This window comes from Streptomyces sp. NPDC127106, assembly GCF_042677605.1.
Classification (GTDB): domain Bacteria; phylum Actinomycetota; class Actinomycetes; order Streptomycetales; family Streptomycetaceae; genus Streptomyces.
Window position 1 is genome coordinate 88,916 of the sequence record NZ_JBHXTC010000010.1, and the last position, 14,817, is coordinate 103,732.

At 75.5% G+C, this 14,817-nt stretch carries 7 protein-coding genes; 2 read left to right on the forward strand and 5 right to left on the reverse strand.

Features of this window, described 5'->3' with window-relative positions; all coding sequences use genetic code 11:
• Positions 1 to 43: 43 nt before the first annotated feature.
• The 5 genes from ACFVGY_RS12675 to ACFVGY_RS12695 are packed head-to-tail and all read right to left on the reverse strand — an operon-like array spanning position 44 to position 11,126.
• Positions 44 to 4,333 carry a caspase family protein gene (locus ACFVGY_RS12675; RefSeq protein WP_385675179.1) on the reverse strand — a complete coding sequence of 1,430 codons (4,290 nt, stop codon included), beginning with the start codon at positions 4,331 to 4,333 and terminating at the stop codon, positions 44 to 46.
• Entirely contained in the window at positions 4,320 to 6,629 is a 2,310-nt protein-coding gene (locus tag ACFVGY_RS12680) for a transglutaminase-like domain-containing protein (RefSeq protein WP_385675181.1), read from the reverse strand. Before ACFVGY_RS12680 ends, ACFVGY_RS12675 begins: the two co-directional genes overlap by 14 nt.
• Positions 6,626 to 7,885: a DUF58 domain-containing protein gene (locus ACFVGY_RS12685; RefSeq protein ID WP_385675184.1), complete on the reverse strand. Its 1,260-nt coding sequence runs from the start codon at positions 7,883 to 7,885 to the stop codon at positions 6,626 to 6,628. Before ACFVGY_RS12685 ends, ACFVGY_RS12680 begins: the two co-directional genes overlap by 4 nt.
• Positions 7,882 to 8,865: an AAA family ATPase gene (locus tag ACFVGY_RS12690; RefSeq protein WP_385675187.1), complete on the reverse strand. Its 984-nt coding sequence runs from the start codon at positions 8,863 to 8,865 to the stop codon at positions 7,882 to 7,884. Before ACFVGY_RS12690 ends, ACFVGY_RS12685 begins: the two co-directional genes overlap by 4 nt.
• Complete coding sequence (locus ACFVGY_RS12695) at positions 8,862 to 11,126, reverse strand: hypothetical protein (protein WP_385675190.1); 2,265 nt, start codon at positions 11,124 to 11,126, stop codon at positions 8,862 to 8,864. Before ACFVGY_RS12695 ends, ACFVGY_RS12690 begins: the two co-directional genes overlap by 4 nt.
• Before the next feature lie 661 nt (positions 11,127 to 11,787).
• Here ACFVGY_RS12695 and ACFVGY_RS12700 point away from each other — a divergent pair.
• A complete protein-coding gene (locus tag ACFVGY_RS12700) occupies positions 11,788 to 12,066 on the forward strand; it encodes a hypothetical protein (RefSeq protein WP_385675193.1) in 279 nt (92 codons plus the stop codon).
• Positions 12,067 to 12,286: 220 nt separating this feature from the next.
• On the forward strand, positions 12,287 to 14,722 hold the full coding sequence (locus tag ACFVGY_RS12705; protein ID WP_385675195.1) for a SpoIIE family protein phosphatase: 2,436 nt from the start codon (positions 12,287 to 12,289) through the stop codon (positions 14,720 to 14,722).
• Positions 14,723 to 14,817: the final 95 nt, after the last annotated feature.

A 14,817-nucleotide genomic window follows, 5' to 3' on the forward strand; every position in this document is an offset into this window, starting at 1 on the left:
TCCTGTGTCGTGGTGCATGTCGGGACGTGGGGGACGGGCGCCCCTACGGTGTGCCACCGCAAGCGGACTCCAGGGAGCCCCGGCCTCCGTAAGCGAGCCAGCGGGCCTCGATCTCGGCTCCGGAGGGGGCCGGCACGGCGCACAGGGCGGAGACGAGGGTGCGGCGGGACAGGTCGGAGACCACCACCGGTCCGTCCGCGACGGCGACCGCGAGCCCTCCTGACCCCGACAGCGCGAGGGCCGTCACCCGGCCGTCCCGTCGGGACAGTTCCGCCAGCACCCGCCACTGTCCGCCGCCGGTGCGCCGCCACAGCCGTACGGTGCCCCGGTCGTCGCCGGTCGCGGCCAGGGCGCCGTCGGGCGCCAGGGCGACCGCCGTCGGGGAGAAGCCCCGCATCCCGGGCTCCGCCCAGGGGGCCTTGCCCGGCCGGGAGAACGCCGCGACCCGGTCGAGGCCGCCGCCCACGGCCAGCGCGCCGTCGGCGCCGGAGACCAGGACGGCGTCCGCCGCTGGAGCGCCGGCGCCCGCCGAGCCGATGGCGCGCGGTGAAGCCGGCTCGGTCAGGTCCCACCAGGAGCCGGTGAACGCCGTACGCCCATCGGGAACGAGGGCCACCGGCGCGCCGGGCGCTCCCCCGTCCGGCGTCGAGGACAGCAGCTGCGGACGGGCGGGCGTGGCGATCTCCCACCACTCGACGGTGCCGTGCGGGGTGCGTACGGACAACCGTGCGGCGCCGGAGGCCACGGCCGCGCGCACACCCGGTAGCAGGGCCGCCGGTCCCGCTGCGCCCGTGTCGGTGGTGTTCCACAGCTCCACCCCCCGCCCCCGGACGACCATCAGGGTGTGGCCGTCCGGGGCGAACGCCAGGTCCTGGACCCGTTGTCCGCTCGTTGCCGCGAGCCCGGCGGGGACGGGCACCACCGCACCCGCGACCGTTCGCACCGAGACCGCCCCGTCCGCGCCGCCGACGGCCAGGGCCTGCCCGTCCGGCCGGTACGCCACCGCCGCGGCAGCGGTCACCGGAACGGTGCCTACGGCCCCCGGCTGGCGCAGCGCCCGGATGTCCCACATCCGGGTCGAGGCCGCGTCCGACACCAGGAGCCGGCCTCCGTCCGGGAGGAAGGCCACCAGCTTGGCCGGGCCGTGCGCCGAGGTCTGGCCCAGCAGCGTCGGGACGGCGCCGCGGACGTCCCACACCTGGACGCCGCCGGCCCCCGCCAGGGCCAGCAGGCGCCCGTCCGGCGACAGCACGGGCGAGTCGGCGGCGTTTCCGGTGGAAGCAACGGTCCCCGTACGGCGCGGCTCGCCCGACAGCGACCACAGTTCGACCGTGCCGTCCTGGCGCAGCGCCGCCAGGACGCTCCCGTCGGCCGAGACGCTCGTCACACCCCGGTACGGGCCCGCGGACCCGGGCAGCACCTGCGGTGCACCCACCGAGCCGTCCTGAGCCACCCGGCGCACCAACAACCGCCCCTGCCCGTCCCGGCCGGTGAGCAGCCGGCCGCCGGCGCCGTAGCGCAATGCCTCGTCCGCCAGGGTCCGCACCTGTGCCGTCCGCCCCGGATCGAGCGTGACCAGCCGGGTGGATTCCCCACCGGTGAGGGCGAGGGTGGCGGAATCGTGCGAGAAGCTCATCCCCCCGACGCTTCCGGGACCGCCGGGCACCTCCACCCGACGGACCGGATCCGGACCGGGCACCGAGGCGTCCCAGAACATCAGGAAGCCGCCGGCGGCCGCGAGGACCCAACGCCCGTCCGGGGAGAAGGCCAGATCCGTGACGGGAACACGGGGGCGCAGCGCGGCGACGGGCGTTCGGGTGTCGATGCTCCACAGCCGCGCCTCGTCCCCGCCGGCCAGGGCGATGACGGGGCGGTCGGGCGCGGCGGCGAACGAGGTCGCCGCCGGCAGATCGGTGCTGGCGCCGCCCGAGTCGGCGGGGTGCACGCCGGAGTTCGTGATCAACGCATTCCACGATTCGTCGGTGCGGGCGCTGCTCTCCGACGCCACGGCGAGTCGTCCCGCCAGCAACGGCTCGACGTGGCGCAGCGCCATCGCCGACGCGGCAAGCTGCCGGGACCGGAGCACCCCGGCCTCGGCCGTGGCCCGTTCCTGCGCCCGGTACGCCACCCAGCCCAGCACGGACGCGGCAGCCAGCACGACGGCGGAGGTGGCGGCGCCGAGCAGCAGGAGACGGCGTCCGGTCCGGGAGCGGCGGGTGGCCGAGCGCTGGCGCCTGACCGAGGCGTCGAGGAACCGCAGCACCTCGGCCCCCACCTCCAGCGGTGTCCGGTCCGCGGTCAACTCCAGGGCCCGGCTCAGTGTGTGGCCCCGGTAGAGGTCCGCCTCGTTCTCGCCGGCGTCCCGCCAGGCCGCCGCGGCGTCCGTCAGCTGGGCGTGGCGCACCCGCCATGCGGGGTCGGCCGCGAGCCACCTGCGCATGAGCGGCCAGTTCTGGAGCAGGGCCTCGTGGGCGGGTTGGACGGCCCGCCCGGTCTGGGTGAGCAGCCCCGCCCGGAGCAGCCGGTCCAGCAGGGGCTCCGTGTGCCGACTGCCCAGTTCCCGTACCAGCGTGTCGCGGTCCACGGCGGTCCGGACCGGCGGTACGCCCTCCAGGGGGCGGCCCGGCCTGATCGTGCGCAGCAAGAGTTGTTGAGCCACGAGCCGTTGGTCCGGATCGAGGCCGCGCAGGACCTCGTCGGCGGACTGGGTGATGGCTCCGGCGATGCCGCCGGAGTCCTGGTAGCCCCGGACGGTCAGCACACCGTCCACCCGTCGCTCCCAGGTCGCCGTCAGGGCCTGGGCGAGGTGGACGAGGCTCGTGCCGACGGCGGCGGGGCGCTCCGCGCCGTCGGGGGAGGGGCCGCCGCCGTGACCGAGGTCGGTCAGGATGAGGTCGAGCAGACCCGGTTCGATGCGCAGGTTCTCCTGCCGGGCGGGCTCCGTCACGGCCGCCCGGATCTCCCGGGGAGACAGCGGCGGCACCACGAACTGGTGTTCCGTCACCGCCCGGACCAGTTCCGGACGTTCGGCGCAGGCGGCGAAGGAGTGGGCCGTGAGGGAGAGCAGGACGGCCAGGGGGGTCTGCGGGGTAGCGCCGACCGCGGCCAGTTCGGCGAGCGCACGAATGAAGGCGGTGCGTTCCCGGCCGTCCTCGCAGAGGTTGAAGGTCTCCTCGAACTGGTCGACGACCAGCACGCGCCCGAGTCCGGGCCGACGCAACAGTTCCGCCACCGCGCGGGGTTCTTCCGCGAGCAGTCTCCTGAGGGGCCCGACGGACAGGCGGGCCGGTTCGGCCAAGGCCTGCGCCAGCGCGTCCAGGGGGTGGTCCGTCGGCGCGAGGAGCACCGGTTCCCACCCGAGGGGCGTGTCGGGGGAGCGGTCCCCCCGGCGCAGGGTGGGCAGGAGTCCGGCGCGGAGCAGCGAGGACTTCCCGACGCCCGAGACGCCGAGCAGGATCAACGGCAGTCCGGGCCGGCCGGGGGCGGTGAGCGCCGCGGCGAGGTCCACGCTCAGCCGTTCGCGGCCGTGGAACCAGCGCCGGTTCGATTCCTCGAACGGGGCGAGGCCCGGATAGGGGCAGATCCCCGTGTCCGGCGGTCCGGACGCCCTCCCGGAGCCGGGCACGAAGGCCTTGTTGCGGGCCAGCGCGAACCATCCGGTGGTGCTGTCCTGCTGGACGCGCGGCTCCAGCCCGCGCCCGGCCAGCCGGCGCCGGACGTCCTCCAGCGTGAGGTGGGCCGACGCCCCCGGATCGCCCTCGTCGAGGAGGGCGAGCAGTTCCCCGGAGAACGCCGTGTGCGCCGCGCCCGCCGGTGCGAGGGCCACCTCGTCGCGGGCGGCGGCGGGCAGCAGGTAGTGGCGGCGCAGCCCGGTGAAGGGTTCGTCGGCGGCGCGGCCCCCGTGACAGCAGTCGAGGATGGTGATCAGGCGTTCGGGCTTGTACCGGCGTACCAGGTCGAGGACCTGGCCGAAGGAGAGCGTGTTGTAGGGGAGGGTGTCGGGGTGCCCGGTCGTGGCGCGGGTGCACAGCCGCAGCTCGTGGTGGTCGCCGACCAACCCGTGGCCCACGTAGTACAGGAGCAGGGTGTCGTGGGCGGCGCGGGCGGCCTCCGACACCGCCCGCGCGAAGGTCTCCGTGTCCGGCGGGTCCTCCAGCACCGTCAGCCGCTCGGGCGTGACCCCGCAGCGCTCGCGCAGGGCGACGGCCAGATCGGTCAGGGTCCGGTGCACGGCCGGGACGGGCGGCAGCGTGTGCGGGTCGGCGCTGAGCCCGCTGCCGATCAACAGGACGTGGCAACCCGGGGCGGCCAGCCCGAGGTCAACGGTGCTCAACGCGTTCCTCCTCGGTTCCGGGACGGGCCGGCAGCGCGCGGGCCGGCAGGACCCGCGCCCACAGGGCCGCGGGCAGCAGCACGCGGGCCGCCGAGGCGACGATCCACAGACGCCGCTCCGGCCGCAGCGCGTCGCGCAGGGACTCGGCCAGCAGCCAGGCGAGTTCGGCGTCCTGGGGGGCCATCGCGCTGAGTGCGGGATCGGCCGTCATCTCCCCGACGGTCGGTTCGCAGAAGCGGGCACGGGTGGCGAGCTGTGCCAGGGAGACGGCGGAGGCGCGGACGGCGGCCACCGGCTCGGCCCTGGACAGCAGCCGGGCCGATTCCACCAGGGTGTGGGAGGGGTCGGGCGGGTCGGCGCCCGCCGCGTCGAAGGCGTGCCGGGCGTCGTGCCAGGCGGCGCGTACCCGTCGCGCGGGCGTTCCCGCGCGCCGCCCCGCGCGACGGCGCAGCACGGGCCGTACCAGGACCAGCCAGATTCGGGCGGTCGACACCGCCGCGGCGAGCGCCGTGAGGGCCACGGTCGCCCAGGTGCCCCAGGGGATGTCGGACGCCGGGCCGAGCGCCCGGCCGCCGCCCGGCGCCGTCCCGGCCGTGGGAGTGGGGGAGGCCGCGCCGCTGGGGCCCGGCGAAGGCGAGGGCGAGGGCACCGGTTCGGGCGCGACCGGGCTCGGCTCCGGGGGCACATCGTCCTCGCCGAGCGCGCTCGGGGCGGGGACGGGATCGAAGGGCAGCCAGCCGATGCCCTCGAAGGCGACCTCGGTCCACAGGGCCGCGTCCCGCGCGAGGACGGTGTGCGGGCCCGTACCGGCCGGGACGCGGAACCCGACCACGATCCGGCACGGTAGGCCTTCCAGTCGAGCGGCGAGCGCGTACGCGGCGGCGAAGTCCACGGCCGACCCCTTGCGGTCGGCCAGGAACCGGGTGAGGGAGGCGATCGGCTGGCTCGGCGGTGCCTTCGCGACCCTTCGGTAGTCGCGCGACAGTTCGGAGGCGAGGGCCTGGGCCCGCCCGTAGGGGCTGCTCGCCGTGCCCCGGACCCGGTCGGCCAGCTCCCGCAGCGACGGGGGCGCGGATCCCGGTACGTCGAGTGCCTGCGGGAAGCCGGACGCGGGGAACAGGCCCGCCGCGTCGGCGGGTGTGACGGCGGGAGCCACGCCCGCCGTGGTGCCGTAGCGGACGTCGGGTGCGAGGACCGAAGCGGCGAGCGCCGTGCGTTCGAACCGGTTGAACAGCAGGCGGGTCCCGTCGGCGTGGAGGGCCACCGGGGTGTCCGGGACGGGCAGGAGCCGCCCCGTCAGGTTCCGCACCACGGCCGAGGAGCGCTCGCCCTCCTCCCCCCGGCCGGCGGCGCGCGACCCGAGGGCCGGATCGGCGGGCAGGGGTCCGAAGACCGGGGCGAAGGCGTCGTGCAGGGTCCACCGGCGGCCGTCGTAGGCGGTGAGCGAGGCCAGCCGCCATCGCTGCGGTCCGGCGGTCGAGCCGGCGGACGCCGGGGCCTCGGACGGGCCGCGCTCCACGGTGAACAGGGCTTCGTCCGGCTGCTGTTCCCACTGCGCGTACTGGGCCAGCGGACTGGTGACGGCCGCCGACTCCTCGACGGCCGGTCGGTGTTCACGCGGGTCGTACCGGGGCCGGCCGCCCGGCCACAGCGTCGACAGGACGACGGCGGCCACGGCGGTGACCGCCACCGGCCCCAGGGACAGCCACACCGTACGGGACGCCACGACCGGGCGCGGCAGGGTGGCGGTGGCCACGGCGCCGAGCGCGACGACCTGGCCGAGCAGGGATCCGCGGCCGGGCAGGCACATGGCGACCGCGACGACGAGCAGCGCGAAGGCCGGCACCGTCGCGCCGGCGACGCGGCGGGCCCGTACGGCCAGTTCCGCCCCGGCGGCCGCGGCCGTCCACGTCGCGGTGAACGGCACCGCCAGGAGCACGGGGTCCGCCGCCGCCGGAAGCGGTACGTCGAGGAAAGCGGCCCACCCTTCGACGGCGGCACGCGGCATCGCGCGCAGCGAGGACAAGGCCCCTTCCGGGAGCGGGGAACCGTACGGCACCGCGGAGCCCGCCAGGAGGCACAGGCCGGCCGACAGCGGCAGCGAGACCTCCACCGGCAGCCGTCTCCGGCCCCCGGCCGCCACGACCGCCAGGGCGACGGGCACAACGGCCGCCACGGCCAGCGGCAGGGCGAGGGCCTCGTACCCGAACGCCCGGTGGAAGGCGGAGCCGGCGACGGCCGCCGCCGTACCGGCCGGCACCGCCCGACCCGCCGCGCGCGCGAACGCCCCGCTCATGCACGTCTCCGAGGTGGCCCGGCCACGGCGGCCCACAGGAGCAGGGCCTGCTCCGCGTCCCGCGCGTGACGGTGCCGCACCGGGGCGGACCCCACGATCGGCCCGTCGCCGGACGGTTCGGCCCGGGGAGCGGCGGAGCCCAGGTGCAGCGCGACGACGGCGCACCCGCCGGCCGTGGGCGTCGGCAGCGGGTGACCGGCTGCGGACTCACCCGTCACCACCGTCAACAGGCCCCGTGCGGCGATCCGGTACGGGCCCCGGGAACGAGCGCTGGCCGTAGCGTCATCCGCCCCGGGCGCGAGCTCGGGGCGGTCCTGCCCGGGAAACGCCCCGGCAGGCCCCACCTCGGTCAGGAACTCCAACGAACGCGCCGCACCGGACGGGCCGGGCGAAGCGGTCAGCACCGCGCCGTCACTCGTCCACAGCCGCAGCGCCAGCCCCCGGCGGGCGGCGTCCACGGCGAGGGAGGCCGCCGTGTCCACGGCCTCCTCGAACGCGGGACGGTCCGGGTAGCAGGCCGCTCGGGTGTCGAGCCACACGTACCGGGTGGGTTCCTCGACGGCGGTGTCCCGTCGCACGAGCAGGGTCGCGGTGCGCGCGCTGCTCGGCCAGTGGATCCGCCGTACGTCGTCTCCGGGACGGTACTCGCGGAGCGCGTGGAACTCCGAGCCGTCGCGGCGGGCCAGGGTACGGCCCGTCATCTGCGCGCTGCGGGTCCGCCCCGCTCCCGCCCCGGGGACGGGCAGGGTCCGGGGAAGCACCCGTAGCGTCCGGGCGCCGCCGGCCCGGCTCTCGCGGCGGAACAGCGCCAAGGGGTCGGTCACGCGCAGCACCGAGGGTCCGAGGACGAGGACGCCGTGGTGGTCCGTGGCCAGCCGCAGGACGAGCGTTTCCCCGTCCCCGTCCCCGTCCCCGTCCCCGTCCCCGTCGCCGTCCCCGTCGCCGGCCGACCGCGTCGGCCCGTGTCCCGCCGGCGTCTCCTGCCCAGGCAGGAGTTCGCAGGCCAGCGGGATCCAGGCGGGGACGGCCGGCCGGTCGGCCGTGAGCGTCACCGTCTCCCCGCGGGTCACGGTCGCCCGGTCCAGCCGGGCCGGGCCGCCGTTCGCGGCGGCGGCGCGCACCAGGAGGGCGGCGGCACCCAGCGTGAGCAGGCCGCCGACCGCGGGGGCCGCCAGTGTCGCCGTGCCCAGGAGCCACGCGCAGGCCGGGAGGAGGAGGCAGATGCCGAGGACCCCCGCGCCACGGGCCGTGATCACCGGGGTACCGCCACCACGGCCAGGACACGGCGCAGGACGTCCTCGCCGGTGAGCCCGTCGAGCAGGGCGCGGTCGGTCAGCAGCAGCCGGTGGGCGAGCACGGGCCCGGCGAGGGCCTTGACGTCGTCCGGTGTCACCCCCTGCCGTCCCTGGGCGAGGGCGTGGACCCGTGCGGCCCGCAACAGGGCGAGTCCGCCCCGGGTGCTGGCTCCGAGCCGGACATCCGGGGCGTGGGCGTCCGAGCGGGTCTCGCGCAGCAGGAGCGCGACGTACCGGTGCACGGCGGGGTCGACCCTCACCCGGCGCGCGGTCTCCACCATGGAGGTCAGTACGCGGTCGTCGAAGACGGGTTCCGGGAGCGCCGGCCCCCGCGTGGGCCGGCCGTCGCGGGCGAGGATCTCGCTCTCCGCTTCAAGATCGGGCCGGCCGATGCGCAGCCGCATCATGAAGCGGTCCAGCTGGGCCTCCGGCAGCGGGTAGGTGCCCTCGAAGTCGATCGGGTTCTGCGTGGCCACCACCATGAAGGGACGCGGCACCGGCCGCGCCTGCCCGGCGACCGAGACCTGCTGTTCCTGCATCACCTCCAGCAGTGCCGCCTGTGCCTTGGGTGAGGCCCGGTTGATCTCGTCGCAGACCACGACGTGCGCGAAGACCGGTCCGGGACGGAACACGAAGGTGCCGCCGCCCTGGTGGACCTCGACGCCCGTGACGTCGGACGGCATCAGGTCCGGCGTGAACTGGATCCTGTTGCTGGACACGCCGAACGCCGCGGCGAGGGCCCGCGCGAGCGAGGTCTTGCCCACGCCGGGGACGTCCTCGATGAGCAGGTGGCCCTCGGCCAGCAGGCATGCCAGTGCCAGCCGGACGGCTTCCCGCTTCCCGTTCAGCACCTGGTCCACGGCCTGGGCGACGAGTTCGAAGCGCCCGGGGAACCCCCGGAGTTCCTCGGCGGCGTCGCTCCCCGGCGCCGGTCCGCTCAACCGACCTTCCACAGCTGTACGTTCCCCTCTCTCCGTACGGCCAGGACCCGCCCGTCGGGGCCGAATCCGAGCAGTCTCACGTCCTTGCCCGGCAGGGCGCCGACCTTGCGTAGAACGTCGTCGTCGCCGAACCGCCACAGGGTGACCGAGCCGTCCGACGACAGCGCCACCAGGCGCCCGTCGGGGGACAGGGCAGCGTCCGGGAAGGAACCGGTCTCGGGCAGTGCGTGCTCCCCTGGGCGGGCCGGGTCGCGTACGTCCCACAAGGACAGGGGGGTGCGCGTGCCCGCGGCCAGGGCGCGCGTCCCGTCGGCCGAGAACCGTGGGGGCATGGCGCTCGTGGTGGGGATGTTCACCACGCGCGCGTCGCGGCGCTCGCGCAGGTCCACGAACCGCAGTGAGTAGGTCGGACCGTTCAACATGCCGGGGACGACCAGCAGGGGCGCCGTCGGGCTGAAGGTCACCCGGTTGAGCAGGAGATCGTCGCCGCCGATCTCCTGTCCGTAGCCGAAGGCGTGCGCCGCGGTGCCCGGGTCGCTCACGTCCAGCAGCAGCAACTCGGCCCTCCCGAGACCGGGGCCGTCCGCGTGGGTGGCGACGGCCCACATGGTCCCGGTGGGGTCCAGGGAACTGGAGCTGAACGAGTCCGACCCGCCGGCGAGGAAGGACTCCCAGACCTGCCGGGGCTTCGTGGGAACCGTGAGGTCGTAGCGTCCGATGCCGCGCGAGGTGAACACGTGCACGGACGTGAGGTCCCTGGTGAAGTCCATGCCGTACGTTTCGTCCGCACCCAGCGGCTGGAAGCGGCTGACCATGCGGAAGCCGTCTCCCTGCCTCCTCCACAGGCTGATGTGGCGCCCGTCGGAGAGGGCCACCGTGTTGCCGTCGGGCGCGAACCTCATCTGCTGGGCGGGGGTGTCCAGGGTGGTGAGCAGGCTCGGTCGCAGGGTGTCGTCGCCGGGCGCGGTCGGCGCGGAGGGCGTGGGGCTGGGCGTGGGGCTGGGCGCGGTGGGCGTGGGGCTGGGGGCGGGGCTCGGGATCGGCGGGGCGGTGGGACTGGGCTGCGGGGTGGGCGTGGGGCTGGGCGCGGCAGAGGGCGCCGGGGTGCTCCGGTCCGCCGCCTCCGGCTCCGGATACTTGCGGAAGACCCGGGTGGTACCCGCGTACGAGACCATGGCCTGCGGCCCGCCCGGATCGTCGGCCCAGACCCGTTCCCCCTGGGCGAAGACCGTCAGGTCGGGGGCGGGGGAGCGGGAGAGCCGGGCCTCGACCGTGGTGCGCCCCGAGTCGGGGTCGTGGGCCAGCACCTGCCCACCGTCCAGGTCGGGGACCCAGACACGGCCGCCCTGTTCGACGGGGGTTCCCAAGCGGCGGGCCGCACCGTCGAGGAGCCGCACGCGGTGCCGTACCCGCCCGGTGTCGGGGTCCAGGGTCAGCAGGGTGTTCGTCGGGGAGAGGATCAGGTGCAGCCGGCCGTCCGCACCGAGACCGGCCGCCGCCACTCCCTCCCCGCCGGACTCGACGGCGACGGGCACCTCCCGCCCCTTCCCCGCCCCGGACAGGACGACGAAGGACGGTGCGGCGCGACGGACGGCGACGGCCCGGTCCTCCCGGGCGACCAGCACGAGGTCCTCGGGGCCACCGGGCACGCCGATCCGCCGCACGGTACGGCCGGCGCCGTCCAGGTGCAGGACCTCGTGCCTGCCGGGCAGGTGGAGCCAGGCCCCGCCCCGCCCGTCCGGCACCGCCTGGGCGACGGGGCCCCCGGCCCGCAGCGTGCCGTCGCGTGCCGTCTCGGGCCCGGCGTCCTTCAACGGGCTCAGCAATCCTTGCGCGTGGTCGACGGAGTAGGCCGCCGTTCCCGAGACCAGGACGGTGGAACTCGGCGAGCCCAGTCGCTCCGTCGAGGCCAGGGCCAACCGCGCCTCGTCCACCACGCTCGCGTGCGGGCTCCCGCCGACCTCCTTGGACGGCCGCGCCACGAGCACGGGGACCGCGCCGCCGCGTACGACCTCCAGCCGTCCGCCCGCCGCGTCCGGGACCCGGACCTGTGCGACGGGCCGGGCCGTGACCCCGTCCACGGCGGTCAGTAGACCGGGCGCGTCACTGACCAGCCACGCGCCGCCGGCGTCCATCCGCAGGAGCGTGGTGTCCCGGGGCGGCCCGAGGGAGGTGAGGGCCACTGCGGCGAGCGCGCAGAACACGAGCACGGCAGCAACGACCCTGCGGTCGCTGCCGCGTTCCCCCCTAGCAGACGTCACGCAGCCCCCATGCGTCGTCACCGGACGGCCATTGTGCCGTAGGTCACGTCAACTGAGGTGCAGCGCAAGGCAGTTGACTGAAATACGCCGCCGCCGACCGAATCCGGCCGGACCGACCCGCACGCGGCCTCGGACGGGGCCACCAGGGCGGCGGCCCGCGACACGCACCCGGTACGCCGCGCCGCGCCGGACCCGGCCGGGTGGCTGCCGCCGTCGCCGGGCGCCTCCTCGCCGACTCGTAGGACGGTGTGCGAGGTCGTACGGTGGAAGGAACAGGAGGCGCGCGCCTCCGCATGTCGTTGCGGCGGTGTCCGTCTTGCCGCAGACCGCGCGCACACCCCCGCCACCGCCCCCGGGCAACTGCCTCGGGGCCGGGGCGTCGTAGGCGGCTCCCACCCCCGGCGAAGGGGGAAGTCCCGTGCGAAGCAGGCAGGAACAAGCGGATCCGCCGCCTGTGCACCGCCTCGCCCCGCCCCGCTCACCGGTCCGTCATCGGAGAACCTCTCCGGGCCTGGCTACGACTCCTCCAAGGCCTTCGCCGTTTCGTCCCGCCAGCCGCACGGCGGCTCCACCGTCCGTGCGCCGCTCACGCGTGGCCCGGGGACCCGGGCCCGCCCCGGCCCCCGGGCCGGACGACGACCACAGAGAGCAGGTGCGTCCCATGCGCACGTCGACGCGTATCGCCGGTGTCCTCACCGGCCTGACCCTGGCCCTCGGCGGAACGGCCGCCCTGGTCGCACCCGCCGCCTTCGCGGACATCCCCGCTTGCACGCAGATGGCCGTACAGGCGGGTGCCGAGATGACGGACTCCGTCACGGCGGCGTGTCACCGCGGTGTGGTGGGCGACTTGCAGGGCTGTGTGTCCGGGCTGACCGCGGCAGGAGTCCCCGGCGGCGCCGCGACCGGCGCCTGCCGCGCAGCGGCCCTCGAACCACGGTGAGCCCGACCCCGAAGGCCCGGGCCGATGCCGACCCCGTGGTGCCCGGTTGACCAGGCACTGATGGAAGCGGTGATGGTGCGATCCGAGGGGGCGGGGGACGCCACGGCCGGCACGCCGGGTTCCCGGCCCTGCGGTCCTGCGTTCCGACTCGCCCGAACGGTCCCGGGCACGACAGCATGGAAGGAGGCCGGCGGGATGTGAGGAGGAGGCGACACAGACAGTGACCGGACGTCGCTTTGCGTTCTGCGGGGCCGAGCTCGCCGCCGTCTACGTGGTCGCCGAGCAGGACAGGGAACTCCATCTGGCCGAGCTGATCGGAGACCGCCGGGTCCTCTACGGACTGCCCGCGATCCTCGCCGTGGCCGGCCATTCGCCCGCCGCCAACGCCTTCCGGTCCGGCCGCCCGCTGTGGCTGACTCCCAAGGAACTCGCCACGTTCAGCGAAGGCGATCCCCACCACTTCCCCGCCCGGAGCCGGGACGGCGGCCCCCACACGCCGGCCACGATCTCGCTGGGCGCGCTGCCGCTGGGACACGGCGACCAGGAGCTCGGGTGCCTGATCGTGGCCGGCGAAGTCGGGGACGGCTTCAGCGCCGACGACCGCAGCCTCCTGGAGCTCTACGCCGATCAGGTGGCCGCCGGGCTCGAATCGGTCGCCGCTCGTCTGGTCGGGCGCAAGAGCCCGCAGGAACACCTGGGCCAGTCCCTCGTGCCGCACCAAGGCGGCGCGTTCATCCTGGAACTGAGCACCGGCCGCATGGAGGCCCACGCGCATGTGCTGGAACTGCTCGGGCTACCTCCCGAGCAGTTCGACGGGCAGGTGGAGACCCTGCTCGCCTGCGCCGTCCCCGACGACATGCCCGCGCTGATGGCGATCGTGGAGCCCGACCGGCTGGCCGCCGCCGGACAGCAGCTGGCGTTCCGTATCCGCCGCCCGAACGGCGAGCTGCGCTGGCTGGGACTGCGTTGCCGCGTGGAGGTGGCAGCGGATGGCACACCGCAGCGGGTCCTGGGCGTGGTGGCCGACGCCACCTACCTGCGCCCCAGCGCCGACGAGGTCACCCTCGTGCAGCGGCTGTCGGCCACCCTGGCGGGAGCGGCGACCATCCGCGAGGTCAGCCGACTGGTGGTCGCCGCCCTGCGCGAGCCGCTCGGCGCCGCCCGGGTCGCGGTCGGCGAACTGGAGCCCGAGCGGCTCATCGTCACCGCCCTCGAACCCCCGGAGCCCGATGCCTGGCCCGAGGTCTGGCGCTCGCAGTGGCGCTCCGAGTGGCCCGACGTGTCGCTCGGCGACCTGTCCACCCTGCAGAGCGCGCTGCGCGGGGGACACCTGAGTCTGTGGCCGCCGGGCGCGGATCTCGAGCCCGGTCTTCTGGGCGTCGGGCCGGGTGGCCTCGCGGTGTTGCCGCTGCCCGCCGAAGGTAGGACGGTCGGGGTCTGTCTGGTGGGGTGGGACGCGGACCACCGGTTCGGGCCGGAGGAGCGGTCGCTGCTGACCGTGACCGCAGGGCTGGCGGGGCAGGCCCTGGTGCGCGCCCACGCACTGGACGCGGGTCACGAACTCGCCACCATGCTCCAGCGCAGTCTGCTGCCCCGTAACCTCCCGGAGCTGCCGGGCGGGGTCGCCGTCGCCCGCTACCTGCCCGCGACGGCGGGACTCGAGGTCGGCGGCGACTGGTACGACGTCATTCCGCTCCGCGACGGGCACGTGGCCTTCGTCATCGGCGACGTACAGGGGCATAGCGCGGCAGCCGCCACCATCATGGGTCAGATGCGTACGGCGGTCAGGGCCTACGCGGTGGAGGGCCACCCTCCCGATGTGGTGGTCGCGCGGGCCAACCGGCTGCTCGTCGGCATGGAGACGGACCTCTTCGCCACCTGCGGGTACGTGGACCTCGACATGGAGGAGGGCATTGCCAGGGTCGTACGGGCCGGCCACCTGCAGCCGATAGTGCGCCATCCCGACGGCCTCACCGAGGAAATGGCGGTCGAGGGCGGGCCGCCCCTGGGCGTCCTCGCGGACGCCGAATTCCCCATGACCGAGGCGGGGGTGGCTCCCGGAACCCTGCTCGTTCTGCTGACGGACGGCCTCGTCGAGTCCGCCAGGCTGACGCTGGAGGAGGGCATGCGCAGGGTGTGCGAGGTGCTGGCCGCGGCCGACCCGATGGGCGCCGGAGGGGTGGCCGATGATCTGGTCGTCGGTGTGGGCCGTCGCGACGACGACGTGGCGTTGTTGTTGCTGCGCTACGACGGCACGGGGGGCCGGCCGAAGCGGATCCACTGGACGGTGTGGCGACTGCCCAAGGCGGTCATGCACGCGCGTCGCTTCGCCACGCGCACCCTGCGGTCCTGGGGCGTGGTCGGCGAGGAGCTCGACGCGGCACTCCTGGTCGTGTCCGAGCTGGTCACCAACGCCATCGCGCACACTCAGGGCGAGGTGGGGATGGATCTGACCCTCTCGGCGGACCGGCTGCGGATCGCCGTGAACGACGCGTCCCCGCGCAGCCCCGTCAAACCGGTGTCGGTGAGCTGGGAGTCGACCGGCGGCCGCGGACTGCTGATCGTCGAGGCGACGACGATGGCCTGGGGCTCGGTGCCGCTCAGCGGCGGCAAGCAGGTGTGGGCCGAGATCCCCCTCGGCCGCGCGAGCGGCTGACCCGTCGCCCGCCCTCGACCAGGGCCTTCCCGCGCGGGATGACGGGGCCGCCCCGTCCATGGAGGTGGACGGGGCGGCCGTGGTGGAGCGTGATC

Bases quoted from the DNA above. Each gene is read 5' to 3' on its own strand.
- ACFVGY_RS12680 (WP_385675181.1), bottom strand. From the start codon at position 6,629: ATGAGCGGGGCGTTCGCGCGCGCGGCGGGTCGGGCGGTGCCGGCCGGT.
- ACFVGY_RS12700 (WP_385675193.1), top strand. From the start codon at position 11,788: ATGCGCACGTCGACGCGTATCGCCGGTGTCCTCACCGGCCTGACCCTG.